Consider the following 26,543-nt stretch of genomic DNA (forward strand, 5'->3'; position numbering starts at 1 on the left):
TTCTATCTTTCTATCTTTCTTTCTTTTATGTTTTATCTTTTATCTTCCCTCTTTCTTACTTCCTTCGCTTATTACTAATCTCAGCCTCTCTGATAGAAACACTCAGCAACTACTCATTCACGAACAAGCTCTATAAGAACTCACTCACTCATCACCACAACAAAAACACCACAAACACTCACCTCACTCATCAAAAACCCCACACTTCCCCCATCCCCGCTCTCCGCACGGCTCCCAGAGCCGTCAACAAGTTCACCACTTCACCCGCAATTCCCAAAAAATCGCCTACTTACCGCGCAGCTAAATTGGGAATCCCTCGCAAACTGTCCAAAGGTTTTACGCCAGAAAAATATTTTTTCATTACATGATTTTTGTGAAGCCAATTATTCCAAGCACTTACAATGTCTCAGGACTAGACGCCCAAAAAAATAAAAAACAAAATCACCGAGTTATGTCAAATTTCAGTTTCCAGTCTTTTTGAACGAAACTGGATTCAACGAAGCAATGGTGGGGCTCAGGAGGGCATAACCGTATGTATAATCAAGTCGCACGCAAAGCAATTATGATGGCTTCAGCTGTGGCAATGTTGGCTAGCTGTAGTAAAGGCACTGACTCTTTCTCATTGTTGAAAGACGGTGCAGATTACAAGCAGCAAGCTGTGTTCATTCCGAAAAAGATCGACATCCTTTGGGTTATCGATAACTCCGGCTCTATGGAAACATCTCAAAACAACCTTGCTTCGAATTTCCAATCGTTCATCAATCGTTTCAACCAATACAACTATGACTTCCACATGGCGGTGACAACGACTGATGCTTGGGAAAAACAATTTGATTCTTCAAGCGTTAAAGCTCGCATCAGGGATGGCGCGAGACTTGAAACGTCTCCAGGCAACTATGTAACGACATCTTCAGGCGTGTTTGTTATGGATAAACAAACCGCAAACCTCAGCAACGTGTTCTCGACAAATATCAAGCAAGGAACGCTTGGTAACGGTGACGAAAGAGCGTTTGAAAGCTTTAAGCAATCCTTGCTTGAGCCTTTCAACTCAAACTTCCGCCGTGAAGAGGCTTTCTTAGCCGTGATCATCGTGAGTGACGAAGAGGACTTCTCAGGCTCTTCACAGTCCGCTTTCGAAGACGCTTCTAAGAACTACACAGTACAAAGCTACGTGGACTTCTTGGATAGCTTCACGAACGCCGCTACAAACGGTAAAAACTATTCTGTGAACGTGATTTCAGTTCCAGATTCCGCTTGTAAAACGCAGCTTTCAACAGACGGCTTCCAACGTAAGATTTCAACTCGCTTGCCACAACTTGCGGATCTTACTGGCGGAGTAAAAGGTTCATTGTGCTCAAACTTCGGTGATACGCTCGAGTTGATCTCAGACTCTATCATCCAGTTGTCAGCGGTGTTTAAATTAAGCCGTGAACCACAAGTAGATACAATCAGAGTGACTGTCGATGGTGTGGCAGTAAGCAATGATGTTAACAATGGTTGGACGTACAACGCCAGTGATCTAACAATCACTTTCCACGGAACTTCGGTTCCGGGCGCCAACGCCAACATTCAGATCGACTACTATCCTAAGTCGATCAAACTGTAAGGGGTTATTTGTATGGGTGGGGTACAAACAGCAACGAATACAGTTCAGTGGTACATTCTTCGTGGGGAAATGAAATATGGTCCCTACGAATATAAATCCCTGATCACGATGATCCAGAATGGCGAGCTCTTTGACTACAACTACGTCTGGGCTCCGCACATGGAAAATTGGACTCTGGTGGGTGACCTTCAAGAGTTTTCCAAAGACCGCCTTTGCCGCCTGATCGAGACGAAAGATCACCTTTCCGGCGCATTCAAAGAGCGTAAGTTCCCACGCGTAGACTTGGTAACTCCAGTTTACGCTCACAATGACCATACATTTTTTGACGGCAACACATTAAGTGTGAGCGAAAACGGAGCCTTGGTTCTTTTGAATGATCCTTTGCTTCAACTCGGTCAGAAAATCATGATTAATTTTAGAGTCTCTGAGAACAACCCTCAGACATTCAATGCTCTTTGCGAGATTGTTCGTAAGAACTTTTCAAAGCAAAGACTCAACGTAAAATCTGGTTTGCATTATGCAGTTCGTTTCCTCCAAGTGCAAGATCAGGGCATGGCGCAGTTAACAAAATGGACACGCGGTGGCGTTTCCAAGGAGGAAACAAATGATGGCATTCTTAAAGTTCATGAATGATTCCGGCTTTGTCGGCTGGTGTATTCTAGTAGTTGGTATCGGTTCTTTAGTTCTTGTAGCGGAACGCGCACGCGCTCTTTATAAAGAGTACGGCATGAACGTTGAAGAATTCATGGGTAAAATCCAGAACATGATCCTGGCTAAAAAACTTGATGAAGCTTTACTTCTTTGTGCTCAACTTGAAGGGAAACCTCTTGCAAAAGCATTCAAAACTATCATCGAGAAAGCCGATCGTGACGACGATACTATTTTCCAAGCGCATGACATTGCGTTGAGCGAAAATATTCCGCTCTACACAAAACGTCTGCACTATCTTTCGATGTTAGCCAACGTTGCGACTCTTCTTGGTCTATTGGGTACGATCCACGGTCTGATCCTTTCGTTCCAAGCGGTAGCAACAGCCGACCCCGCTCAAAAACAAGCGTTGTTAGCACACGGTATCTCGGTATCGATGTATACGACGGCTTTGGGTCTTGCGGTGGCGATCCCAGCGATGGTGTTCTTCTCTTTCTTGACAGCCCGTCAAAACCAATTGATCGAGCAAATGTCAGAGAAGTGCTCTAAGCTGACTGAGCTACTTACAAGCGCTCACATCCCTAACCTGACTCGCCAGAACGTGTTCCCTGATCACGTTGCGGCACCGATGGCTACTCCTCCTAGCCCAGGCACAAAGGTTTCCTAACGGAAACCTTTTCCCGGCGCGGTGGATCTTTTTCAAGGATGGGATAATTTATGAGCAGACGCATTCGTAAGATTAAAATTGATCACAATGGTGAGTTTGAGCTCGACTTAGCTCCGCTTCTTGCCGTGATGGTAAAACTTGTACCGGTACTTCTGGTTTCGTCAGCCTTCGTGCAAATGATGGTGATCGAGTCTGAACTTCCGCAAGTTGTGAATGAAGCGATTCAACGTCAGGAACAACAGCCAACACCAACGAATATTTCCATCGAGCTGGAAACATCAGGCATTAACATCGTCGTGACTGACAAAGGCCAGGACAAAGTAGAAACCATTCCCATGAAGAATGGTGCTTACGACTACGAGACACTGCACGCAAAACTTGTGGCCGTTAAGAAAGCTCATCCTGATATTTTCAAACTTGAGTTGCACCCGGATGGCAAAGTTCCGTATGACGAAGTGGTGAAGGTAATGGACGCTGCTCGTCAGGCGCGCGATACGAATGTGAAATTCCCTGTGTTCGACACCAAGCAAGGTAAGAACGTGGAAACAAACTACATGTTTCCAGAAATCGTTTTCGCCAACATGATGGAGGGCTAAAACATGTCACGCCGTCGTAGATATGAACTACCGACCAAGAAAAATTCGACTTTCACTTTGAATATCACATCAATGACCGACATGTTCACAATCATGCTTGTGTTCCTGTTGCAGACATATTCAACGGCGGAAGTCCAAATCACTCCCGACAGTTCGCTACGCTTGCCGTCTTCGGCATCTATGGTGAATGCGACGGAGTCAGTTAAGATCTCTCTTTCCAGAGAAGCTCTTAAAATTGATCAAACAAAAATCGCAGACGTGAAAAACGCTGATTTTCTTCCGCAGGATCTAGAAGATAAAGATTCAAACTTTATCAAACCTCTTTTCCAAGAGCTGGATCGTTTGGCGAAGTCAGAGTCTGAAAAAGACAAAGCTTTCATTAAAGAAGGTCGTATCCTTCTGCAAGCCGATAAGGAGCTACCTTATGCGACCTTGCGCAAGGTTATGTACACAGCCTCTATGGCTGGCTTTCCTCAGTTGAAACTTGTCACCTTAGTTGGAGAGTAAGTTTATGATGCGCACAGTGGTTCTACTTCTAGCATTTCATCTGTTTTCAATGTATTGCTTCGCTGCGGATAAAAACGCCAAAGGCCTGTTGCCGGAAGTGCGTTTGAATAGTTCGAACGAAACAGAAAACGAGAAAAAAGCTTTCAGCAGTGAGGTGATGATCACCCGCTCTGAAAACAAGGCCATTGAATCACTGCAAAGTATCATCAAAAAGAAAAAAGGCTCTAAAGACGAGGCGGATCTATGGTATCGCCTGGCCGAGCTTTACATGCGCCGCTCAAAATCCGGCCGTTTCTTTGACTTACACCAAGACACTCGCCTAGCAAAACTTTCTCCGTTCCCAGTAGCCAATGAAAAAGGTTCTGAGGCGGTTAAAAGAGCTATTAAAATCTATACGAAAATTGAATTGGACTTCCCAGGCTTCAAACAAATGGACGCCGTCCTTTTCAATAACGCCTTTGCAAATCAGCAAGTGGCGCAATACAAGCAGTCGCATCTTCTTTACGAGAAGCTTTTGACTCGCTTCCCAAAATCTCCATTGATTGCTGACGGTACATTGGCTGTCGGCGAGCTTCTTTATGACCAAGGGAAATTTAAAGAGGCTTTAGAGCATTTCTTAAAAGTAGAAAAATTCCCAAACAGCCGCGTTTACTCTTACGGTATGTATAAGGCCGCTTGGACTTACTACAATCTTCGTGACAGTGATAACGGTATTAAAAAACTTGTTGAGGTGGTTAGAACAAATCCTCCTCTTCAAGATGGTGAAGTTCCAACAAACAGACACAATCTTCGCCGCGAAGCTCTTCGCGACTTAACTGTATTTATTGGTGACTCCTACCCTGCAAATAAACTTTATTCTTTCTTTGAAGACATCACGACCGAAGACGAAATGGGTCAATCAATGATTGATCTAGCGAAACTGTATGAATCACACAGTCGTCAAAAAGAGATGAACACGTTCTTGGGTGAATACATCGACAAGCGTCCTTCAGGACCTGAAGTCGTTCGCGCCCATCTTTTCTTGGTGGATGCCAACGAAGATCTTAAAAAACGTGACCTTGTGATCGACCATATGCATATGGCGAGCGACCTGTGCCGTCGCGATTCGACTTGGAGAAATCTGCAAAAAGCCGACGTCGCTAAAGAATCCTGCGATACGTCTTTCCGCACGACAAGTTTGGAAATGGCGAAAAAATGGTGGGAGATCTGGCTTAAGAACAAACAAAATGCTGAATTCTCGGATTTGACTCTGCGTTTGTTCAAATTGATGTTGGATAACGAAGATCCGACAAAACCTGATTTAAAAACTCGCTTTGCTTACGCCGAGCTTCTGTTCCAATTAAACAGATTTGACGAAGCAAGTACTCAGTACAAAATGGTCGGCGATAAATCCACTGACGAAACTATGCGCCATGACGCGAACTACGCGACTCTTTACGCCAAAGAAAAGTCTATTGAAAAGGGCAAAGATCCTTTGAAAGAGGCAGAACGCAAGGAATTGGCTGCCAATTATTTGGCGAAGCACCCGACAGGCAAGTTTGCGACTTTGGTGAAATTCAAAATGGGCCACATTGCCTATGAAGAAAGTAATTACCCTGAAGCTGAAAAATGGTTGAAACCCTTGGCTCAGCTTAAAGGCAATGAGAATGCGGATATCAAAAAGAAATCCGAAGACTTGATCTTGGATATGTTGAACATCCGCAAAGACTACGCGGGAATCAAAAACTTCTCGAAACAAGTGATGACTTCAACAGCGGATGAAGACCGCAAGAAGAACATGAATAAAATCATGGAAGAGGCTCACTTCACTGAGATTCAAGAGTTCGCAAAAACCGGCAACAAAGATCAAGCTTCACAAAAGCTGATCGCGTTCGCCAAAGAACATGAGTCTTCAAAACTTTCACAAGATGCCTTGTGGCAAGCCCTGAGCCTTCTTTACTCTGAAGGTAAAGTCTTTGAAGCCGCAGATCTGTCTTTGAAATTCGTGGAAAAATATCCTAACGACAAACGTAACTTGGATGCTTTAAAAGAAGCCGCAAAAGCTTACGCCGATGTAGGACAGATTTCTAAATCAGCTGAAACTTTGGTGAAAATCGCGGACCTTGATAAAAAAGGTCGCAACACTCACCTAGAGCTTGCGGCAGACATCTATCTTCTAGAAAAGAAGATGAAAGAAGCCCGTGCTGCTTATAACGGGATCTTGGCTGCGGCGGACAATAAAACATTGAGCCGTATCTACGGAAAGCTTTTAGATTCTTATAAAGGTGAAAACCGCGGATCTGAATACGATAAGTTGCAAAACCAAATCATGGCAAAAGGTATTGAACCTTATACCACTGAAATCATGATTGACCGTGCAAAAGCGCTATTGGATTCAGGCAAAACTACGGCCGCATTTGAACTTTCCATGAAAGCCAATGGCCGTGATGTGCCGGCGGAAGTGCGCGCGGAAGCTCGCTTGATCCAGGCTCGCGTCCTTGAAAAAGAGTTGGTAGCTCAAAGCGTGAAAGCCCGCGAAGAAAAATTCGCTCTGGTACTTTCAATGAAGACAGAAAAGTTGGATAAAGCCCACACGGCTTACTTCACGACTTTGAAAATGTCGAAAGATCCTTACCAACAATTGGAAGCCATGCGTGGTATCGACCGTTGTTACGCAAACTTCATTGATAGCTTAACAACAATGCCACTTCCGGCGTCTCTTTCCCCTGCCGATCAGGAAGCTCTTCGTGGTGAAATCGCGAAGTTGACAGCACCGATCCAGGAAAAGAAAAACGAAAACGAAGCGAAGTTGAAAGTGTTGGCGGCGTCAAAAGGTCAAACTGCAGAAAGCGAACGCTCTTATGCAAGTTTGCGTGTCGATCAGACCGTAAGTCCGATGGCACAATATCCTGAAGCTAGCAAAATGACAGCCTTCTTGCCGGCGTCTATGGATATGACGATCGGGAAAGTGTCTCGTTATGAGACTTCCAAAGCGAAAAATTGCAATCGTTCCGCAATCATGACGGCTCAATTGCAGAATTTGAATCCGCTCGAAGTTGCAGGAAATTGTTATTCTTCTAGACAGTACGAAATGGTCGAAAGACTCGGTTTGGAACTTGCGAAGAATAAGGACACACGGGCTCTTGGTTTGTTCTATGCAAGCTTGGGCGCGGAAGGTAAGGGTTTTGAAAGCAAAGCTTTGTGGATGATTGAAGCCGCGATGAAAGTACAACCGGAAGTTTCTCCGTTCGTGTACCAAAAAGCACGCTTGATTTACAAAGCTGATGGCTTGAATGAAGCAATGCCGTTTTTCGAAAAAGTTTTAGACATGCAAATGCCTTCAACAGAAATGCAAACTTTCGCTGGAGTGAAGGCTTTCTCAGAGGGAGATTTTACTAGAGCAATTGAAAAATTCTCTTCTCTGAATAAAGAACAGTTGTATACTTTAAATGTGGGAACCTTGATGAGTGAGTCTTACGCTCAGAAGGGCGAAGTCGATAAAGCTCTCAGCACTTTGAAAGATTTGTTGAGCTTTAAAAAGGACAACGCAGACTTCTTGTTGCAACAAGCACATATCTTCGAGACCTACAAACAGAGTCCAACGCTTGCGCTGGATTCTTATGAAAGAGCTTTTAAAGCCAGTCAGAAAATGGATATGAGAGACTGGTTAGGTAAGAAAATACAATATTTGAAAACACAAAACAAAGTCGGTCAGCACGTTATCTCGGGAGACTTGTAGTATGGAGGGTACAAGTGAAAACTATCATCACAGCGATGATCGCTTTCATTCTCTTGGGAACAGCGACTGCCTTTGCCAAACAAAGAACAGTCCGTAAAGTCCAGGAAGTCAATTTCGGTGAGATGAACCTTAAGGGAACGATTCGTAACCCTGATGGGGCCTATCTTGTGCAAAAAAGAGGTATCAAATTCATGCCTCTTTATGATGTGCAAAAAGATATGGATGGCCGCATCCGTGAATCCGCTCTCTATTTGAATAACTAATTCAGAGGTGTCACATGCTCACGTTGATTGTACGTCAGTCCCTGAAAAATGGGACGGCAAAAACTTGGAAGCTGCGCTCAAATAATACAACTCACACCTTCGGTTCATCCCGCTTGGCGGATGTGATTTCAATCGCTCCGGGCACCAAGGGTATTCAAGGTCTTTTTGAATACCGTGACAACCAATGGTGGTATGTCAATATGGACTTAATGACAAGTGCGAGTAGCGCTGACTCCCCGGCTTTGTCTTTGGATAAAGAAAAAAGTCTGCAACTTGAAGACTGCGAATTGAAGTTCACACCGGTGAAAAAAGAAACAGATCTTTATCTGCGTCTTGAAAAAGCGGGACAAGAACAACGTGAAGCGGCTAAGCAATTCCAACTTTATATCGTCCGTCAGGCCGGTAAAGTTGTTGAAACTAAAGTTCTTCCATTAAAAAAGAAATTTAAACCTGCTGTTGGTATCAACGTCGCAGCGATTGCCTGCGTGCCTTCACAAGAATGGCACAAGCAAACTGTGGGCGAACTTGAGATCAGCCAAAGAACTGTTTCTTTGGAAGATGCCGCAAGAATGGGTCATATCACAGCAAGCCAATTGGTCGACGAAGAGTCCAAACGCGGTCTTTACATCGTGTTGGGCGCGGCGTTCTTCCTTGTGACTGTGGGTATCTTTTCGCCGAAGCAAGAGACGATGGAAACGGTGGCAACACCTCCCAAAGCAGCACAAAAAATCATTGTAAAAACAGAATTGAAACCCAAGCGTAAAAAAGCAGAAGCTCCACAACAAGTCGTTGTGAAAGAGTCTGCACCAGCAGCGGCTCCGAAAGTGGAAATGCCAACAAACGGCAGCCAAAGCAAGGTTTCAAAAATGATGAAATCCCTGACTGGCGGTCGTATTTCTCAGTTGATCGGAAAAGTTTCCGCTCAAGCTGCAAAGAGCGGCAACGTCGTTTTTGCTAACGGCGTAAAAGCTGGTAACGGTGCTTCAGGTCGTGCCTTGGCCGCTGTTGGCGGGATGGAAAGATCCGGCCGTGACTGGGGTCAAGAAGGAACAGGCGCTGGCGTCGTGATTTCCACGGCTGGTAAAGGCGGCGGAAAAAGCGCTACGGGCATGGGTGGTTTGGCTGCAGGTAGCACTGGCAGTGCCGGTGTAGGTTTGATCGAAGAGGAAGGCGAAATCACTGGCGGTCTGGACCGTGAAGTGATCGCTCAATACATCAAATCAAAACTAGGTCAGATCCTTTATTGCTATGAAAGACAATTAAGTGCCAATCCGGATTTATTCGGTAAGGTCGCAGTGAAGTTTACAATCGGCCCATCTGGCGCCGTAGAACAACAACTTATTGGAGACACAACACTTAAGAACGCAACCGTTGAGGGATGTATATTGAATAGGGTTGCCGCATGGAAGTTTCCGAATCCACAGGGGGGAACTCGCGTGCTAGTGACATATCCATTCTTATTCAAGAGTACAAACTAAGGCGGGGGTAATACATGTTGAAGAAAACACTTTTAATGATCATCTTGGCTGCATCGCAAGCATTCGCACAGCAAGGCGCTGACACGAAACCAGCTACGAACGCAGACCAAAGAGGCAGCGATAAACTGGACATTAAAAAACTAGAACAAAAATACTGGGCGGCGAAAGATGACGACTTCAGTGTCGTACAAAACCGTCGTTACACGAAAGCGGACAGATTCTATCTAACCCTGGCTGGCGGTGTTCCTATCAATGACCCGTTCGGTAAAGGTTCGATCACGGGAGCTCAGTTGGGTTACTTCTTCAACGAACGTTGGGGCGTTGATGTGAGTTACCAAAAAGTGAACATGGAAGACAACGACAGTACGAAGCAGTTCAAAGAAGACAACTTAACTTCTCCGAACTACAACTTCATTGATTCATCAACAATGTTGTCGGTCACCTATGTTCCTCTTTACGCAAAAATGAGCTTCGTTGACAAAGCCATCATCTATTTCGATATGGGTATTTCTTTGGGTGTGGGTACGACAGATTACCTCATCAAAAAAGAAGAAGGCGATGAAAAGAAAAACGGCATGACTTACCAAATCGGTATCAATCAGCAGATTTTCTTCTCGGAGCACTTCGCGATTCGTGCGGACTTCATCAATAAGTTCACAAACGAAGAGCGTATGAAATACAGCACGATCGCACCAGACCGCGATATGGGGTCTAAAATGGTGAACGATACGTCTTTAATGGTGGGTATCACGTATTGGCATTAATTTTCTCCATGGGTGGGGGATTTATGTTTAAGCCTTTAAAAATTTCGATTGCTGTAAGCCTGGTGTGTGGGACTGCTTTTGCAGACCCCGCACTGACTGTGAAAAAATCAGGCCGTGCTCCAGCAAGCACTCTCAAAGTAAAATCAAGCCTTGTTCCTACTTTTGATGTGTATCAAAAGAAAGTCGTTAAAGGAAAAGTGGAAGTTTTTAAAGTTAAAAACATTCCTCTTTTAGACTTGGGTGAAGAGCGCGAGGTTCAAGCGTCGGTGTTAAGTCCGCTGCGCCTCCCCGCTTCCCGCGAAGTGGAACTTAAGGAAACACGTCGTCGTGAATCTTTGAATGTCATGCAAATCCAATTGGCTCCGTACAACGAAGTGGTGAATGCTCCGAAGGCAGTCACTTCTGCGGAAGCCTTTAACAAGATTCCGGATATAAAAATCTTGAATCCTGTGATGGAGCCTGTCACTAAAGATCCTTTGGTGCAATTGGCGAAAATGGACGACATGCAGCCAAATGACTACAAACTTTTGCAAGCTTTGATCTTCTTGGAAATTCAAAAGAAGTATGAACTTGCCATGGGTCTTTTTGCCGAGTTGATGGAAGATCCTGAACATCGTATTCAGGCTCTTTATAACTATGCCATGACGGCCAAAGGCATGGGTTTAAACTCGGAATTCCGTCAGTACATGATTCAGTTGGCGCAAGAGACTAAAGACAAGATGTGGCAGCAAAAAGCCACGGAAGCTTTGGTGAAGCATATCAATGTGCTTGAAACTTCTGACATCGCTTTGATTGATCCTTTGGTGATCAAATACGAAATCGATGTGACGAAGAATGAAGAGTATCAATTGACACGTGCGAAGCACTATTCAGACAAGGGCCAATTGGGCTTGGTTGAAGATGCTTTGATGTACATCTCTGAAAAGTCCCCTCTTTATCCGGATTCACTTCTTTTGACGGCGTTGTTCAACTACCGTCAAGGTAAAGTGGACGACGCGACTATTCAGTTGGAAAAACTGATGGCCGCAACGGATGGCAACAAAACTTTGCAGCTTCGTTCCGTCGCCGCACTGACTTTGGCGCGCATCCAGTTCCAAAAAGGTGACTATAAAGATGCGTTCCAATCTTACTTGAAAGTCGATAAGTCCAACCCTCTTTGGTTGCAAGCGATGGTTGAAAGCGCTTGGACACAAATCTTGGGTGAAGACTATGAAGGTGCTGCTGGGAATATGTTCTCGTTGCACACAGACTTCTTTAAGAATGCCTTTTCGCCAGAGTCTTACGTTGTTCGTACCGTCGGTTACTTGAATCTGTGCCAATACGGTGACGGCGTGCAAGTGCTGAACGAGATGAACAAAAAGTATGCTCCTTGGAAGAAGAAATTAGAAGACTACCAAAAAGCTCACAAAGACTCTTTGACGTATTATGATACGGTGAAAAACTGGATCAAAAACTCAGATCTTAAAGAGGTGGATGGTCTTCCCCGCTCTTTCATCGTTGAATTGGCTCGTCACCCGGCTTACATGAGCGTGCAAAAACAAATCAATGCTTATGAAGACGAAATCGTTCGCTTCAACAAGATTGCTTTGACGCTGATTAAAATGGAGCGCGAGTTGATCGCAAAACAAAATGAAGCGAATAAAGACTTGGCTTCCGCGAAAAAAGGTATCAAAGGCGACTCTCCTTCTGAAAGCGCTATCGCCAGCGTTCAAGAAGCCGAGAAAAAACTTTTGAGCTATCGCATCCAATACCACATCGCTAAAAAAGCGCGTGTGTCGATCAAGAATTTAAGATCACAAGGTATTGCGCGAATTGAAAAAGAAAAATCCGTTCTTCGTGCCCAAGCTTCTCAGGCCCTTGCTGGTCGTTTCAATGAAATGCTGGCAGGTTTGAATAAGGTTTTGGATCAAAACGAAGTCTTGCAATACGAATTGTATTCCGGTGCCGGTGAACATCTTCGCTACCAAATGGCAGGTGGAGATGTGAACGAAAAAGAACGTCCCGAGTTGAAAGTTCAAAAAGAAAAAAGTTTGAACTGGAAATTCAAAGGTGAAATCTGGGAAGACGAAGTGGGTCACTATCGTTCTTCTTTGAAAAATGTCTGCCCGCAAGAGAATGGCTCTAACGGCGGCGTAGCTGGTTTGTCTGAACAATAAGGAAAGGATTTTCAAGATGAAATTCTCTAAATCAATTTTAACAGTTGGCGTTTTGATGAGTCTTAGTACTGCGGCTTTTGCGCAGACAACCGCTAAAGAAGGTTTGGATCGCATCAAAGCCAACTTGAATAACTCCAAAGCCAATCTGACGGAATACGAAAAGAATCTGAAAACCGTTGAAGGCAATATTCAAGAAGTTGGCAAAGCCAAATCCCAAGTAGAAGGACAACAAAAACAAGTTCTTCAACAGGTCGAAGAAAACAACCAGGCAATGACGAAAATCAGCAGCCAGGAAAAAGAACTTCAGGCTTTGATGAATGAAGAAAAAACGAAGACAGCGCAGGAAAACCAAAAGATTGCTGAACTTGAAGCGATGATTGCTAAGATCAAAGAGAATCAGAAAAAACGTGAAACGAATGTTTCTGACTATCAAATGCAAATGAATCAGCTTCAGGAAGAAAAGAAAATCTGGCATTCGCGCGCGGGCAACCTGAAAGAGCAAAACGATCAGGTGAACCAACGCCTTCGTTCTTTAGCGAGCGAAGAAAAAGAATGGCAAGCGAAGCAAAAAGGTTATCAAGGCGAAGTGAAACGTTGGAGCAAAGAAGTCGAAAGACAGCAGAAAATTAGTGATAGTTATAATTCACTAGCTGAAGTTAAATAAGAGTCTTTTCACATTCACATCTTTAAACAAGCCGTTTCCCCAAGGAAACGGCTTTTGTTTTTTCAACACGCCTCGCTTTCGAGCTTACATTCATTTTTGGCCCTTTATTAACAGTCCTAAGATTCCGAAATATTGAGACATTATTTTTCAAAAGGAAAACTGGTATGTCTCTAAAGTCATGGTTTCAAGGTATCCGCGGAAAATTGCTCTTTGCAGCTGTTCTTCCGATGATCGGCTTTACAACAATTTATTTTATCTCTCACTCGGGAATGTCGGACTTGGGTAAAGGCATCGAAACTGCCAACAACGACGTCATTCCTAGCATTCAAGGGCTGGGCGATATGCGCCAAGCGCGCAATGCTTTCGGTTATCAGACCTATGCCGCTATGGCACAGCATGATCCGAAAAAGCGTGAAGCCCATATCACGATCGCCAAAGAAGCCGTCGCAAATTTAAAGAAAGCGATCGACTTCTATGAGTCTTTCCCCTTCACTCCCGAAGCCGAAAAACTCTGGGCTCCCAGTCGCCCGATTCGCGCAGACTACTTTGCGACGCTAGAAAAAGTTACGCAGCATCTGGATGAAGGTGCGAACGACAAAGCCATGGCTCTTATGCAGGGACCTGTCTGGGATTACGGTACAACCATCAATAAAGTGACTTCAGATTCTTTGAACTACTATCGTGAAAGAGTCAAAGTAGAAACAGCTCGTGCCACTGAAACATTGTCTCGTGCTGACAAAATGTTAATGACGATCACTTTAGTTTCTTCATTCGCGATCTTCGCCCTTTTATTATGGTTAGCAGCAAAAATTGCGAACTCAGTAGCTTCGATTGCAAGTCGTTTGAGTGGCGCGGGCAACCAAGTGGCTTCGGCGGTGGAACAGTTGAACGAAGCTGGCAATAGCCTATCACAATCTTCAACTGAAGCAGCGGCTTCTTTGGAAGAAACAGTGGCCGCCCTTGAAGAAATGAGCTCGATGGTACAAATGAATTCCGACAACGCGAAGCAAGCAGCGGCCCTTTCTGCTTCGTCAAAAGATGCCGCGGAAAGCGGCGAACGCGAGATTCAAACACTGATCCAATCCATGACAGAGATTTCAAAATCTTCTAAAAAGATCGAAGAGATTATCTCTGTGATCGATGACATCGCCTTCCAAACAAACTTGTTAGCTTTGAATGCGGCCGTTGAAGCGGCTCGTGCTGGTGAACAAGGTAAAGGATTCGCGGTTGTGGCTGAAGCCGTTCGCACATTAGCCCAAAGAAGTGCGGCAGCAGCAAAAGACATCACAGTGCTTATTAAGGATTCCGTTTCTCAGATTGATCACGGTAGCGACATCGCAGATAAGAGCGGCGCGGTTTTAACGAACATTGTAAGCTCGGTTAAAAAAGTATCTGATCTTAATAATGAGATTGCGGCGGCAAGTTCCGAGCAAACAACTGGAATTCAGCAAATTAGCAAAGCGATGAATCAGCTCGATCAAGCAGCTCAGTCCAACGCCGCTTCTGCTGAAGAAATCGCAGCGACAAGTGGTGAGATCAATAATCTTGCAGCGACGAACCAGAACTTAACTGTTGAGCTGAATACCGTTATCTTAGGTGGAGACGCGACGGTGGCTTCGACTCCTGCTGAAGCGAAGGTTAAAGGCGCCACAAGAATGAAGACCTCAAGCAAAGTTATTCCCTTTAAATCGGCAAAACCGATGGCGGTAGCGAAGAAGTCTGAATCTCAAGCAACAATCCCGTTCGACGATGATGAACGGGCTAAAGTCGGAAGTACCGACGGATTTTAATACTTCTCAATAAAGTTAACTTTACAAACCCCTCACTTCGTCGAGGGGTTTTTTATTTTCGAAACACTAGTTATCAAGATTCAGTAAAACTGGACTCCCTGTTTGACCCTAAAATCCGATTAAAATTCTACGAATTATTAAGGCACGCTAACAATTGATGGGAGTCAAAACAATGAATCAAAACAAACTTGCAGCCTGGTTTAGTGGCATACGTGGTCGCTTACTTTTAGCGGCGTTCGTACCGATGATCGGATTCACCATCGTGTTCAGTGTGGCACTGAATGGCTTGGATAAAACCAATGTCATGCTTGAAGATGCTCACTCCCTTATCATTCCGAACTATAAGTACATCGGTGAAATGCGCCAAGCGCGTAATAAATTCGGTTATCGCAGTTGGGCTGCCATAGATGCAGTGAACGAACCGCAAGTGCGCACGAAACAGTTAGATACCGCGAGCGAAGGTGTCGACGAATTCGAAGCCGCTTATAAGCACTATACAGAGGCGCGCTTTCTTCCGGGCGAAGAAAAGATCCATGACACTGTCAAAGACACCATCCCCCATTTTTTAAAGGTACAAAGAGACATCATCGCCTTATTGCGCACGGCAGAGCCCGATAAAGTCGCCGAAGCCAAAAAACTTTTGAATGGAAAATTTGGCGAACTCAACACCATTGTACGTGATTTCAATGATAAAATCGAAACCGTCTATCACCAACGTGCCGATGACGATAGCAAGCTTGCCAAAGAAACCCGCGCGCAAGTTTTCAATATCCTTCTGGCTGTTTCATTATTTTCCGCACTGGGCATTTTTGGATTGATGGTGTGGATGTCTTCGCGTATTGCCAACTCCGTGAGCTCTATCGCCGACCGTCTGACGTCGGCAGCGACTCAGGTAGCCACTTCCGTTGAACAGCTGAATGAAGCCGGAAATAGCCTATCGCAGTCATCTACCGAAGCCGCAGCTTCGCTAGAAGAAACCGTCGCTTCATTAGAAGAAATGACATCCATGGTGCAAATGAATTCCGATAACGCAAAACAAGCAGCGGCTCTTTCGGCAAGCTCCCGAGAGTCCGCTGAAAACGGCGAAAAAGAGATTCAAAACTTGATTCAATCCATGACCCAAATATCTCAATCATCGAAGAAAATTGAAGAAATCATTCACGTCATCGATGACATTGCCTTTCAGACCAACCTTCTCGCGCTGAACGCGGCCGTCGAAGCCGCCCGCGCTGGTGAACAAGGCAAGGGATTTGCGGTCGTAGCTGAAGCAGTTCGATCATTAGCGCAACGAAGTGCCGCTTCGGCAAAAGATATCTCAAGCCTTATTAAGGACTCTGTATCGCAAATCGAAACTGGAAGCGAAATCGCCGATAAGAGCGGTGCTGTTCTAACGAATATAGTAAATTCCATTAAAAAAGTTTCGGATCTGAACACAGAGATCGCGACAGCCAGTGCGGAACAAACAACAGGTATTCAACAAATCAGTAAAGCCATGAACCAGTTAGATCAAGCCTCACAGTCCAATGCCGCTTCTGCAGAAGAAATCGCGGCGACCAGCGGAGAGATCAACAATCTGGCAATAACATCGCAAAAACTCACAGTCGAGTTAAACACCGTGATCCTGGGTGGCGCCGCTTCGTCGACGCCTCCAGCAGAAAATAAACCGACTGCAAAATCGTCGGTAACAAAATTTACTAAACAAACTTCGAAGATAAACAAAACTATCACCTCGACTGCCGCAGCTTCAGTGATCCCATTTGAGGACGACGAACGGGGTAAAGTTTCTTCTGTTGACGGATTTTAGTTCGGTCTCCACCCTCCATGCGATGGAATACTTGTAAATATCTCGGGGCAACCCGAGATATTTTTTTGACCGGGTCTTGAGCTTTTTTCAGAACAACCGAAAACGTTGGCTCCGATAGTTAAAGGAGCTTAACAAAATGAATTTCGCGTCTTGGTTTCGTGGTATTAAAGGTAAATTATTATTCGCAGCGGTTCTTCCCGTCATTGGTTTTGGCGTGATGGGCTTCATCTCATTTAACGGTGCAAACCGTTTAAATGCGCTTTTAGAGAGTTCACACAAGAATTTGATCCCCAACCTTCAGATCTTAGCTCAAATGCGTCTTGCCCGCGCGAATTTCGGTTACCATGCGTTTGCCTCCGTAACGACATTGCAACAGCCTGAAATCTTCGCTGATGAACTAAAACAAACAAAAGACGCTATTGCGCTCTTTTCTGACGGATACAAAGATTATGAAGACTCTTCGTTCATGCCAGAAGAAGAAAAGAAGTTCTTGAGCGTGAAGGAGTACTATCCTCAGCTCATCACAACGATGGAAAATATCGTCCAACTGCTTGAGACCAAAGACCAACAGAATATCGACAAAGCTCATAAAATGTTGTTAGGTGAATTCTATAAGCTGGGTTTACCAATTGGGTCTTTCAACCGCGAAACAGTGGCTCTTTACAACACACGCGCTAAAGAGGAAAGCGTGAGTGCTGAAGCGACTCAGGCCTCTGTTGTTCAATGGACACTGGTAGTGACTTTGACGGCAACGTTTGCAATCTTCGGTATTCTGCTGATCATTGCAGCTCGCGTATCGAGCTCTGTGTCGTCTGTGGCGTCCCGCCTTTCTGTGGCTGGTGGTCAAGTGACTTCGGCGGTCGAACAATTAAATGAAGCTGGGAACACGCTTTCTCAATCTTCAACGGAAGCAGCGGCTTCTTTAGAAGAAACTGTGGCATCACTCGAAGAGCTTTCTTCCATGGTGCAAATGAATTCCGACAATGCAAAACAAGCGGCGGCCCTTTCAATGACTTCTCGTGAAGCCGCTGAAAAAGGCCAAGCAGAAATCGGCAACTTGATCCAAGCTATGTCGACGATTTCATCTTCGTCTAAAAAGATCGAAGAGATCATTTCCGTGATCGACGATATCGCTTTCCAAACAAACTTGTTGGCCCTGAATGCCTCCGTAGAAGCGGCTCGTGCTGGTGAACAAGGTAAAGGTTTCGCGGTTGTTGCTGAAGCGGTTCGTGCCTTAGCACAAAGAAGTGCCGTGGCCGCCAAAGACGTTGAAGTTTTGATTAAACAATCTGTCGTGCAAGTTGAAGACGGAAGCCGTATCGCCAACCAAAGTGGCGAAGTGCTAACAACAATTGTTAATTCCGTCAAAAAAGTGTCGGATCTGAATAATGAGATTGCAACTGCAAGTTCTGAACAGACAGCAGGTATTCAGCAAATTAACAAAGCTATGAATCAGTTGGATCAAGCAGCCCAAGCCAACGCGGCTTCTGCTGAAGAAATCGCAGCAACAAGTGGAGAAATCAACAACCTTGCCGTGACTTCACAAAATCTAACAGCGGAATTGAGCCATGTTGTCAATGGCGGCGCGCAAGAAACTACTTTCACCGCGCCTCCTGCTGGCAAACCTTCAACAACGAAGCACAATGTGGTTTCATTTAAACCGAAGGCCAAAGCAAAAACGGCTTCAGCCAAAGAAACTATTCCGTTTGATGAAGAGACTAGAGCCCGCGTCGGAACAACGGACGGATTTTAGAAAATTCAGGACTCTTTAAAAGCGCGGCGATCGCAAAATAAATCGCCGCGGCTGCAAGAATCGCAACGAAAAGGGCCAGCATCTGCGGGCCTTTTTCCATTTCTGACGACACCAACGAATAGGTTTTCAATACGAATACCATCCCTACTCCCGCCGCCGTCATCTTCACGATGGATTGAAGGACCCCATCCCAGTTAAACGAAAGCTTCCAAAAAGGAAGGCCCGTTAAAAGTAAGAGCATATTTATTGAAGCTCCTAAAAGACTTGCGACCACAAGCCCTTGCAGTCCATGAGTTTGCATCAACCAAGGCGCTAAGGCGATGTGCACTGCTAAACTCAAAACGGAAACTGCAGCGGGATACCAGGTATTCTGAGTGGCATAGTAAAGCGGCATCAGAACTCGGCTGCAGGAGACCACCAACAAACTGATCGCATAAACTTTTAACACTGTCGTCGTTGCCAAAACATCGCTCATGGAAAACTGCCCGCGATAAAAAAGGACTTCCACGATGGGTTGAGCTAAAAAGAAAAGACCTAATGATGCCGGCCACGCCAAAAATAAATTCATCAAGAAGCTTTCTTGCGAAGCTTCTTTAAAAAGCTTCGTGTCTTTGCGCGCAGCAAACTCACTTAATGTCGGCAGAACTGCCGCCCCAAGACTGACTGAAATCAAAGATAGCGGTAGCTCTAAAAGACGGTCCGCCCAATAGATATAAGAGATGGATCCTTCGCTCAGGGAGCTTGCAAAATGCAGATTCACCAAAGTAGAAAACTGCGCAAGTCCCATCCCGGCCAGTCCCGGAATCATACTGCGCAGAACTTTTGCGACGTCGGGACTCCAAAAAGAAATTTGCAAACGCGGCAGATAGCCTCGCGATTTTAAAGCCCACCACAGAAGGGCCGCTTGCATAAGACCGCCGACAAGAACTCCCCAGGCCAGCCCGTCTCCTATTTGCGGGAACCAAGCTGCAGGCATAAATGTAAATACCAGCATCGAAATATTTAAAAGCGCTGCCGCGAGCGCGGGAAGACCAAAACTCCCCAGCGCATTTAAAATTCCCATGAAGTAAGCGTAAAGGCAGACAAAGAAAACGAAGCCAAACATAATGCGCCCCATGCGCAACGTGAGCTCCCACTTTTCTAAATTTTGCGTGTAGATATCGGTCACTAAAAGTTGAAAAACATCTTCGGTGCGAAGAATTCCCCACAGCGCAAGAACCCCAAAAGCGATCAAAAAAAACGTATAAAGGCCGTTGATTAAATTTCGAGCACGAACACCCGAAGCATCCTCCCCTTGCGCCTGCATAAAGACGGGAATAAAGCTGACGGAAAGTGAGCCTTCCCCGAAAAGGCGGCGAAAGAGATTAGGTAAACGGAAAGCCGCGGTCCACGCATCCGTCACCATGCGATCAAAGAGAGCCCCCAGCGCCATGTCCCTTAAAAGCCCCAAGATGCGGCTAGTTAAGGTCCCCGTCGCCATAGAAAAAGCCCTTTTGAGGACCTTTTTGCGATCTTCTTTTAATCCGCTTGCGTTATCAGACACCCTATGTTAATCCCTTTGGTTCTCGTTTTAAAAAGATTACTTTGGAGGATATCCCTTGGCAAATCATAAGTCTGCAGCAAAAAGAGCTCGTCAAACTGTTCGTAAAACTGCTGTTAACAACGCTCGTAAGAGCACTGTAAAAACTGTTGAAAAAAACTTGGTAAAAGCAATCCAAGCTAAAGACATCAAAGCTCTTCCTGAGTTGTTGAAGAAGTTCACTGCTCAAGTAATGAAAGCTGCTAAATCTGGCGTTATCAAAAAAGAAACGGCTTCTCGTAAAATCAGCCGTCTTTCTACACGCGTTTCTGCAACGAAGTAATCTGAATTGAAGTTTTAAGTAGTGCCCGGCGCGATATCAGTTCGTGCCGACACGAAAGAACGAATCTGTCTTTTGATAGAAAATTCGATTTCATTGAAGCTAAGACCATGGGTGACTCTTTCGTCACCCTGTTTTTTTTGTGTCGATCGCACCACCGCTCTCAAGAACACAAATTCCCCGGCCGGAACTTGAAAACTCACCACCAGTGAGTGCCCTTCCGTCAGAACATAATCCGAAATAATAGACATTCCCCCTTCACCGATCTCGCCTGATTCACAGACGAAATAGGATCCGTCACAAAGCACACCGATTTTGCGCTTCATAGCCCGTCTTGGATATTGACGGCGGAAATAACCTTTATCTTCAAATGATTTGTCCATCAGAGACCTTATCGGCATCTGGGACGGAAAACTCTAGTTCAGAGCGAAGTTTTGAGACGATCCGCAGGTTTTTAGGACCATGTTTTCAAGCCAGATGTGGCTAGACAATGGTGAGGACTTAAGGGCCTTATCCGTCTCAGACAGAACCACCAGTGTTTGTTCCAACTTTTTCGCAGTCCAAAGTCGGGCTTGATCCAAGTAGCTTTCCAGGAAATAAGGCGGAATCTGCGCATAGTGAGCGAGCTTCGCGCCATGCAAGCCTTCATCCATGCCGCGCTTTAAAGTCAAAAGCACACGCACGTGACGGGCCACCAAAGAGACGATACCGATCTCGTTCTGCCCTTGATCCAAAAGATGAACCAAGTGCTCTAAAGCCTTTACGCGGTCGTTTTGACCGATGGCTTTCGTGAAATCAAAGACGTTTTCTTCTTTTGAGCGAGACACGGCTTGCGCCACATCTTGCATTTCGATGCGACGTTGGCCGCCGACGAAATCACCGAGTTTTTTTAGCTCGGCTTCGATCTCTGTCAGATGATGTCCTACAAGCTTGTGCAGCAAGTGAATGGCGTCGTTGCTGATCGTAAGACCCAAAGTTTGCGCGATGTAATTGATCCAAGAAGGGATCTGATTTTCGTAAGGCTTTTTAAATTCCACGCAGTCTGCTTTTTCAAGCAGCTGACGGATTTGTTTTTTACGTTTGTCGACTCTGGAAGCCAGAATCACAAACACCGTGCTTTCCACTGGGGACTCAATCAGGCTGTCAAATTCGGCCCACTCTTTGTCCGTAAGCTCTTGGGCTTCTTTCAAGATGACCAGACGACGAGCCGCCATCATCGGCAGAGTCTCCACCGCATCGCGAACTGCGACGACGTCGGCGTCACTGGCATAAAAAAGGCTGTAGTTAAAATCCACCGCGCCTTCTGTCAGAACGGCGTATTTAAATCTTTCAACACTTTGATTCAGAAGATAAGGCTCTTCACCGAAAAGAAAGTACATTGGCGCAAGATGACCTTTTTCGAGGTCTTTATAGAATTTTTGCGCATCAATCAGTGCCATCGTTTTTCTCAAAAAAAGTCGTAAAGACCTTTTCCCCGGTGCTTAAAAATTTTCTGTAATACGATCATGGGCTTCGGCCATGATGTCGTTCGCCATGACGTCAATGTTCTGCCTGCGTGCAGAAAGATTGTAAAGAGGATTTACCGAGTTCACGCCTGCGAGCGTCACCTGAGGTGCTGCATAAGTACGCTCTCCGCTGAAACTGCCGCTCCAAAGCTCGGTCCCATCAGCCTGTCGTACGACTTTGACAGTTACTGTAAGAAGAATCCGGTATTCCGTCGCGATGACAGTTCCGTTAGGAAGATAGGCCGAAGACTGCTCACCGGCGACACGTTTGGCTCCGGGAATGTATTGAATATTATCGATCTGCCCGATCACTGCCACTTCTGACAAAGAGTTGTCCACAATACGAGCAATGCGCGAACGCTGAAACTCTAAAATCAATGCGTTGGTGAAGCCAACTTCTATGCCTGTTTCCTGGGTTTTATTTTTGAAAATAGGGACCGAGATCTGCTTGTACCCACCTGGAATACTGCGACTCGCAGCGCCCATGCGGTAAGCGCATCCCGAGAGTAAAACCGAGAAGCTGACAGTCAGAATGAGAAGGCCTTTAAAGATTGCGTCCACGGGACCAGTTGAGTATAAAATACTGAAGATATCAAGGAAGAAAAATGACATCTCTCAATGACAATTACAGTTTGCTGGCGCCAGGTCCCGTGAATCTTCATCCTGAGGTGCGCAAAGTATTGGCACTTCCGATGATTCATCACCGCACCCCTGAATTTGACGCCATTTTAAAGCGCGTTTTAAAAGGAATTAAAAGCGTTTTTCAAACCGAGCAAGATGTTTATCTTTTGACGTCCACGGGTTCTGGCGGCATGGAAGCACTTTTAGTGAACGTGCTTTCTCCGGGCGATAAAGTGATCGCGATTGTTTCTGGAAAATTTGGCGAGCGCTGGGCCGACATGGCAAAAACTTTTGGCGCGGAAGTCACGATCGTCAATGTTCCTTGGGGCGAAGCCGTCAAAGTTTCTGAAGTTGAAGAGTTGCTGAAAAAAAATCCCGACACGCGCGCGGTTCTTTGCCAGGCCTGTGAAACTTCCACGGCGGTGGCGCATCCCATTCAGGAACTCGCATCTGTTGTAAAAAAATATTCCGAAACCTTGCTTTTGGTCGACGCCATCACCGCTTTGGGTGCCTATCCCCTGCCGATGGATGCTTGGGGTATTGATGGTTTGGTCGCCGGTTCGCAAAAAGCTTTTATGTTGCCTACGGGAATGACCTTCTTAGCTTTGTCACAAAAAGCTTGGAAGTTTGTCGATCAAGCAAAATGCCCTCGCTACTATTTTGATCTGCGCAAAGAAAAAAAAGCCAACAACAGCGGAGAAACTTTTTATTCTTCAAACGTAGCCATCATTCGCGCCTTAGACACGGTCTTAGGCATGATCGAAAAACAAGGTTTGCAAGAGCTCTTCCGCATCATTCACCGCCGAGCTGAATTCACTCGCACCTTTGGATTGAAGCTGGGTTTCGGCCTTTACGCAAAATCTCCGAGCGATTCGGTCACGGCTTTGACCGTGCCTTCAGGAATGGACGGACAAAAAATCCGCCTTCATTTGGAAGAGGCTCATGCGATTACAATCATGGGCGGACAAGATCAAGCGAAGGGTAAAATCATTCGCGTCGGTCACATGGGTTATATTCAAGACGAAGAGCAAGTGCGTTTGATCGAGTGTCTGGGACACACTCTTCGTTTCTTTGATCCTGATTTTATATCTTTAGAGCACATTTCAAATATCACCGATGAAGCGCGCGCGTGGTTAAGGGACAATCCATGAAGAAAAAAATTCTAATCACCGACCGCTTCGCGCAAGATAGTTTCTTATACTTGCAACAACACAGTCAATTTGAAGTTGTGCGCAGTGATAACCCTCAGCACCTGCCGCTTGAGCATTTGGTCAGCGCCAATGCTTTGATCATTCGCAGTCGCACGACGGTGAACGAAGAACTTCTGAAAAAAGCCCGCCAGTTGCAGCTGATCATCACCTGCACCAGTGGTTTTGATCACATTGATTTGGATGCGACTCAAAAATGGGGCGTGACAGTGATGCACACGCCTTCAGCAAATATTGAATCCGCAGCTCAATTAACATGGGGACTGGTGCTAAATTGTGTGAACAACATTCCGCAGTCCCACAAAATGGTGAAGGCCGGCGAATGGAAGCGCGACTTGGTCACAGGCATTGAACTTTCCGGTCGCACCTACGGCATCGTCGGCTTGGGACGCATCGGTTCGCGCGTGGCCGAGCTGGCGCAAGCTTTCGGCATGAACGTCGTTGCTTTTGATCCTTATCAGGACGACGAAGTTTTTGAACGCTTGAAAATACCCCGTTTAAGTTACGAAGAAGTTTTAAAAACTGCTGATATCTTAAGCTTCCACGTACCCAAGACTTTAGAAACAGAGCATATGCTCAACCGCTCCCACTTTGAATACATTCATCGCGGTTTGACCTTGGTCAACACGTCGCGCGGTTCCGTGATCAATGAAAACGACCTGTGCGAAGCCATCGAAAAAGGTTGGCTGCGCTCCGTCGGACTGGATGTCTTTGAAAAGGAACCTTTGTCCCGAAACTCAAAACTTCTCACGTATCCGAACGTGATTCTCACGCCGCATATTGGAGCCAATACCGAAGATGCGTTCTTTAAAGCGTCTCAGGTCGCAGCTAATAAGCTTATGGCGTTTTTTATCGACGGGTCGACTTCTGACACCCTCCCGCCAAGGGCCCCCTGGTTTGGAGCCGCTCCATTTAAAGGAGAATAAAAACTTGCCTGACTGAATCTCTTGCGAGAAAGTTCGAAGGTACCAGGGGACTGGTACCTTCGAAGGGAATTGCAATGTCAGGTGTTGTTGTTGTCGGAGCCCAATGGGGCGATGAAGGTAAAGGTAAACTTATTGATGTCTTCGCTGAAAAAGCAGACATGGTCGTTCGCTACCAAGGCGGCGCCAACGCAGGCCACACACTCGTGGTCAACGGTCAGAAAACAGTTCTTCACTTGGTACCCAGCGGAATTCTTCGTCCCGAAACAACCTGCGTGATCGCTCCAGGTGTTGTGATCGACGTGTTCTCTATCCGCGATGAAATCAACAAACTAAAAGCCACAGGTTATTTGCAAAATCCAAAGCAGTTGTTGATCTCAGACACAGCGACAATCATTCTTCCTTATCACAAAGCTTTAGATGCGGCTCGTGAAGCGGCATTGAGCGATAGCAAAATCGGTACAACTGGAAAAGGCATTGGCCCGGCTTACGAAGACCGCGCTTCTCGCCGCGCTGTTTTGTTCGGTGATATTTTCGATCGCGAAAGTCTAAAGGCCAAAGTAGAACTGGCATTGCGCGAGAAAAACTTCATGCTTGAAAACTACTACAAGGCGCCAACTTTCAAATTGGAAGACATCATGGCCGACCTTGAAAAAGTGGCGGAAGATTTAGCTCCGTATCGTTGCAAAGATTCTTCACTCTTCATCAACAAAAACTTGAAAGCCGGCAAACGCGTTCTGTTCGAAGGCGCTCAAGGTACGATGTTAGATGTGATGCACGGAACATATCCCTTCGTAACAAGTTCTTCGACATTGGCCTCGAATGCTTGTGCCAGCGCAGGTATCAGCCCGATGAGCATTCAAAAAGTGATCGGCGTTTTTAAAGCCTATGCAACACGCGTAGGAAGTGGTCCTTTCCCAACAGAGCTTAACGACGAAATCGGAAAGAAAATCCAAGCAGACGGCCACGAATTCGGCTCAACAACTGGCCGCGCTCGTCGCTGTGGTTGGTTGGATCTAGTAGCGTTGAAATACGCGATCCGCGTGAACGGCATCACAAACCTTGCGATGATGAAGTTAGACGTCCTAACAGGTCACGATCGCATCGGTGTCTGCACAGCTTACAAATTAAATGGCGAAACAATCACCGAGCTTCCAACATCTCCTTACGAGTTAGAAAAAGTGGAGCCCGTGATCGAATGGATTCCAGGTTGGAAAGAAGATTTAACGAAAGTAAAAACACTTTCAGATCTTCCGCGTCCAACAACAAACTACATTGACTACTTAGGCTCACAATTGGGAACACCGATCGACGTAATCTCCGTCGGCCCGGGTCGCGAGCAGACATTGTGGGTCAAACCTTTGTTCAATAATTAAGCACAGTTAGCGAATTCACGAAGGGCTTTGCTTATGCCTTAAGCAAAGCCCTTTTTTTTATAAAAAAATCGCAAAATTTTTTAAAAAACAGCAAGAAATCGTATTGACTTTGCCCCCGCCTTACTACAAATTAGCACTTCCTAAACGGACAGTGGTTCGCTAGCTCAGCTGGTAGAGCACTTCACTTTTAATGAAGGGGTCGATGGTTCGAATCCATCGCGAGCCACCATTTTCTGTTTTTTCTCTACACGTTCCCATCGTCTAGGGGCCTAGGACACCTCCCTTTCACGGAGGATACAGGGGTTCAAATCCCCTTGGGAACGCCAACTTTTCTCACTACTCTTGCTTCATTTACATTTCGCCTGAACTCGAAAGGTTATGTTAGACCCATCGCTTCGCGACGGGGCCCTTTGGCGTTCCCATTGGGAACGCCAAATTTTGTAACTAAAAATAAAAAACCCGAATCGAAAGATTCGGGTTTTTTATTTTTACTCACAGTCTTGGTTCTCCCAAGGGGCTTTGAACTCAAAAGGTTGGCGCAAAAAAAATAATCCATCAAAGCTCGCGAAAAGCAACGGGCGCCGACAACAGGGGTTGTTTCGGGCTCCTGCCCTCAACCCCTTCGGGGCTGACGCAT

The 26,543-nt window shown here is 45.7% G+C and carries 22 protein-coding genes and 2 tRNA genes; 20 read left to right on the plus strand and 4 right to left on the minus strand.

Annotated elements, in window-relative coordinates:
• Positions 1–532: 532 nt before the first annotated feature.
• From AZI85_RS03865 to AZI85_RS03930, 14 genes are all read left to right on the plus strand, one after another.
• Positions 533–1,606 (plus strand): hypothetical protein, encoded by a 1,074-nt coding sequence (locus tag AZI85_RS03865; protein WP_063242856.1) that lies wholly within the window; start codon positions 533–535, stop codon positions 1,604–1,606.
• Between the two features lie 12 nt (positions 1,607–1,618).
• Positions 1,619–2,239: a PilZ domain-containing protein gene (locus tag AZI85_RS03870; protein WP_063209555.1), complete on the plus strand. Its 621-nt coding sequence runs from the start codon at positions 1,619–1,621 to the stop codon at positions 2,237–2,239.
• Entirely contained in the window at positions 2,211–2,921 is a 711-nt protein-coding gene (locus tag AZI85_RS03875; RefSeq protein ID WP_063209553.1) for a MotA/TolQ/ExbB proton channel family protein, read from the plus strand. Before AZI85_RS03870 ends, AZI85_RS03875 begins: the two co-directional genes overlap by 29 nt.
• A 50-nt stretch (positions 2,922–2,971) precedes the next feature.
• A complete protein-coding gene (locus AZI85_RS03880; RefSeq protein WP_063242857.1) occupies positions 2,972–3,517 on the plus strand; it encodes an ExbD/TolR family protein in 546 nt (181 codons plus the stop codon).
• A gap of 3 nt (positions 3,518–3,520) precedes the next feature.
• A complete protein-coding gene (locus AZI85_RS03885) occupies positions 3,521–4,024 on the plus strand; it encodes an ExbD/TolR family protein (RefSeq protein WP_063242858.1) in 504 nt (167 codons plus the stop codon).
• A 4-nt stretch (positions 4,025–4,028) separates the two neighbouring features.
• Positions 4,029–7,742, plus strand: coding sequence for a tetratricopeptide repeat protein (locus tag AZI85_RS03890; protein WP_063242859.1), 3,714 nt, complete (start codon positions 4,029–4,031; stop codon positions 7,740–7,742).
• A 14-nt stretch (positions 7,743–7,756) separates the two neighbouring features.
• Positions 7,757–8,005 (plus strand): hypothetical protein, encoded by a 249-nt coding sequence (locus AZI85_RS03895; RefSeq protein WP_063209545.1) that lies wholly within the window; start codon positions 7,757–7,759, stop codon positions 8,003–8,005.
• A gap of 14 nt (positions 8,006–8,019) precedes the next feature.
• On the plus strand, positions 8,020–9,483 hold the full coding sequence (locus AZI85_RS03900) for an AgmX/PglI C-terminal domain-containing protein (protein WP_063242860.1): 1,464 nt from the start codon (positions 8,020–8,022) through the stop codon (positions 9,481–9,483).
• 14 nt (positions 9,484–9,497) lie between these two features.
• A complete protein-coding gene (locus AZI85_RS03905; RefSeq protein ID WP_063242861.1) occupies positions 9,498–10,247 on the plus strand; it encodes an outer membrane beta-barrel domain-containing protein in 750 nt (249 codons plus the stop codon).
• Between the two features lie 23 nt (positions 10,248–10,270).
• Entirely contained in the window at positions 10,271–12,403 is a 2,133-nt protein-coding gene (locus tag AZI85_RS03910; protein WP_063242862.1) for a tetratricopeptide repeat protein, read from the plus strand.
• A 16-nt stretch (positions 12,404–12,419) separates the two neighbouring features.
• Positions 12,420–13,067, plus strand: a complete 648-nt coding sequence (locus tag AZI85_RS03915; RefSeq protein ID WP_063242863.1) for a hypothetical protein — start codon at positions 12,420–12,422, stop codon at positions 13,065–13,067.
• 164 nt (positions 13,068–13,231) lie between these two features.
• The gene (locus AZI85_RS03920; protein WP_063242864.1) at positions 13,232–14,857 is read left to right on the plus strand and encodes a HAMP domain-containing methyl-accepting chemotaxis protein; all 1,626 of its coding nucleotides are present in this window, start codon (positions 13,232–13,234) and stop codon (positions 14,855–14,857) included.
• A 172-nt stretch (positions 14,858–15,029) separates the two neighbouring features.
• Positions 15,030–16,661 (plus strand): methyl-accepting chemotaxis protein, encoded by a 1,632-nt coding sequence (locus tag AZI85_RS03925; RefSeq protein ID WP_063243066.1) that lies wholly within the window; start codon positions 15,030–15,032, stop codon positions 16,659–16,661.
• Between the two features lie 136 nt (positions 16,662–16,797).
• Positions 16,798–18,414 carry a HAMP domain-containing methyl-accepting chemotaxis protein gene (locus AZI85_RS03930; RefSeq protein WP_063242865.1) on the plus strand — a complete coding sequence of 539 codons (1,617 nt, stop codon included), beginning with the start codon at positions 16,798–16,800 and terminating at the stop codon, positions 18,412–18,414.
• On the opposite strand, the gene murJ is transcribed toward AZI85_RS03930, so the two are convergent.
• Complete coding sequence (gene murJ, locus AZI85_RS03935; protein ID WP_253720828.1) at positions 18,380–19,894, minus strand: murein biosynthesis integral membrane protein MurJ; 1,515 nt, start codon at positions 19,892–19,894, stop codon at positions 18,380–18,382. The genes AZI85_RS03930 and murJ overlap by 35 nt on opposite strands.
• 118 nt (positions 19,895–20,012) lie before the next feature.
• On the opposite strand from murJ, the gene rpsT reads away from it, so the two are divergent.
• Positions 20,013–20,276: a 30S ribosomal protein S20 gene (rpsT, locus tag AZI85_RS03940; protein ID WP_063209530.1), complete on the plus strand. Its 264-nt coding sequence runs from the start codon at positions 20,013–20,015 to the stop codon at positions 20,274–20,276.
• 14 nt (positions 20,277–20,290) lie between these two features.
• On the opposite strand, the gene AZI85_RS03945 is transcribed toward rpsT, so the two are convergent.
• From AZI85_RS03945 to AZI85_RS03955, 3 genes are read right to left on the minus strand one after another with little or no spacing between them, the layout of a single operon-like run.
• Positions 20,291–20,656, minus strand: a complete 366-nt coding sequence (locus AZI85_RS03945; RefSeq protein WP_063242867.1) for a PilZ domain-containing protein — start codon at positions 20,654–20,656, stop codon at positions 20,291–20,293.
• 33 nt (positions 20,657–20,689) lie between these two features.
• Positions 20,690–21,712, minus strand: coding sequence for a DNA polymerase III subunit delta (gene holA, locus AZI85_RS03950; RefSeq protein WP_063242868.1), 1,023 nt, complete (start codon positions 21,710–21,712; stop codon positions 20,690–20,692).
• Positions 21,713–21,754: 42 nt separating this feature from the next.
• Positions 21,755–22,390: an LptE family protein gene (locus AZI85_RS03955; RefSeq protein WP_253720829.1), complete on the minus strand. Its 636-nt coding sequence runs from the start codon at positions 22,388–22,390 to the stop codon at positions 21,755–21,757.
• Here AZI85_RS03955 and AZI85_RS03960 point away from each other — a divergent pair.
• From AZI85_RS03960 to AZI85_RS03980, 5 genes are all read left to right on the plus strand, one after another.
• Positions 22,384–23,550 carry a pyridoxal-phosphate-dependent aminotransferase family protein gene (locus AZI85_RS03960; protein ID WP_063242870.1) on the plus strand — a complete coding sequence of 389 codons (1,167 nt, stop codon included), beginning with the start codon at positions 22,384–22,386 and terminating at the stop codon, positions 23,548–23,550. The two genes, AZI85_RS03955 and AZI85_RS03960, sit on opposite strands and share 7 nt — an antisense overlap.
• The gene (locus AZI85_RS03965; protein ID WP_063242871.1) at positions 23,547–24,533 is read left to right on the plus strand and encodes a D-2-hydroxyacid dehydrogenase; all 987 of its coding nucleotides are present in this window, start codon (positions 23,547–23,549) and stop codon (positions 24,531–24,533) included. The genes AZI85_RS03960 and AZI85_RS03965 overlap by 4 nt, the downstream gene beginning before the upstream one ends.
• Before the next feature lie 74 nt (positions 24,534–24,607).
• A complete protein-coding gene (locus AZI85_RS03970) occupies positions 24,608–25,906 on the plus strand; it encodes an adenylosuccinate synthase (protein WP_063242872.1) in 1,299 nt (432 codons plus the stop codon).
• A 153-nt stretch (positions 25,907–26,059) separates the two neighbouring features.
• Positions 26,060–26,135: transfer RNA gene (locus AZI85_RS03975), tRNA-Lys, on the plus strand.
• Positions 26,136–26,156: 21 nt separating this feature from the next.
• Positions 26,157–26,232 (plus strand) — tRNA-Glu (locus tag AZI85_RS03980).
• Positions 26,233–26,543: the final 311 nt, after the last annotated feature.

Origin of the sequence: Bdellovibrio bacteriovorus (assembly GCF_001592755.1) — a bacterium.
GTDB lineage: Bacteria > Bdellovibrionota > Bdellovibrionia > Bdellovibrionales > Bdellovibrionaceae > Bdellovibrio > Bdellovibrio bacteriovorus_E.

Bases quoted from the DNA above. Each gene is read 5' to 3' on its own strand.
- AZI85_RS03865 (WP_063242856.1), top strand. From the start codon at position 533: ATGTATAATCAAGTCGCACGCAAAGCAATTATGATGGCTTCAGCTGTG.
- AZI85_RS03875 (WP_063209553.1), top strand. From the start codon at position 2,211: ATGATGGCATTCTTAAAGTTCATGAATGATTCCGGCTTTGTCGGCTGG.
- AZI85_RS03960 (WP_063242870.1), top strand. From the start codon at position 22,384: ATGACATCTCTCAATGACAATTACAGTTTGCTGGCGCCAGGTCCCGTG.
- AZI85_RS03880 (WP_063242857.1), top strand. From the start codon at position 2,972: ATGAGCAGACGCATTCGTAAGATTAAAATTGATCACAATGGTGAGTTT.
- AZI85_RS03925 (WP_063243066.1), top strand. From the start codon at position 15,030: ATGAATCAAAACAAACTTGCAGCCTGGTTTAGTGGCATACGTGGTCGC.
- AZI85_RS03900 (WP_063242860.1), top strand. From the start codon at position 8,020: ATGCTCACGTTGATTGTACGTCAGTCCCTGAAAAATGGGACGGCAAAA.
- AZI85_RS03955 (WP_253720829.1), bottom strand. From the start codon at position 22,390: ATGTCATTTTTCTTCCTTGATATCTTCAGTATTTTATACTCAACTGGT.
- AZI85_RS03870 (WP_063209555.1), top strand. From the start codon at position 1,619: ATGGGTGGGGTACAAACAGCAACGAATACAGTTCAGTGGTACATTCTT.
- AZI85_RS03945 (WP_063242867.1), bottom strand. From the start codon at position 20,656: ATGGACAAATCATTTGAAGATAAAGGTTATTTCCGCCGTCAATATCCA.
- AZI85_RS03905 (WP_063242861.1), top strand. From the start codon at position 9,498: ATGTTGAAGAAAACACTTTTAATGATCATCTTGGCTGCATCGCAAGCA.
- holA (WP_063242868.1), bottom strand. From the start codon at position 21,712: ATGGCACTGATTGATGCGCAAAAATTCTATAAAGACCTCGAAAAAGGT.
- murJ (WP_253720828.1), bottom strand. From the start codon at position 19,894: ATGGCGACGGGGACCTTAACTAGCCGCATCTTGGGGCTTTTAAGGGAC.
- AZI85_RS03920 (WP_063242864.1), top strand. From the start codon at position 13,232: ATGTCTCTAAAGTCATGGTTTCAAGGTATCCGCGGAAAATTGCTCTTT.
- AZI85_RS03915 (WP_063242863.1), top strand. From the start codon at position 12,420: ATGAAATTCTCTAAATCAATTTTAACAGTTGGCGTTTTGATGAGTCTT.
- AZI85_RS03885 (WP_063242858.1), top strand. From the start codon at position 3,521: ATGTCACGCCGTCGTAGATATGAACTACCGACCAAGAAAAATTCGACT.
- AZI85_RS03965 (WP_063242871.1), top strand. From the start codon at position 23,547: ATGAAGAAAAAAATTCTAATCACCGACCGCTTCGCGCAAGATAGTTTC.
- AZI85_RS03910 (WP_063242862.1), top strand. From the start codon at position 10,271: ATGTTTAAGCCTTTAAAAATTTCGATTGCTGTAAGCCTGGTGTGTGGG.
- AZI85_RS03970 (WP_063242872.1), top strand. From the start codon at position 24,608: ATGTCAGGTGTTGTTGTTGTCGGAGCCCAATGGGGCGATGAAGGTAAA.
- AZI85_RS03930 (WP_063242865.1), top strand. From the start codon at position 16,798: ATGAATTTCGCGTCTTGGTTTCGTGGTATTAAAGGTAAATTATTATTC.
- AZI85_RS03890 (WP_063242859.1), top strand. From the start codon at position 4,029: ATGATGCGCACAGTGGTTCTACTTCTAGCATTTCATCTGTTTTCAATG.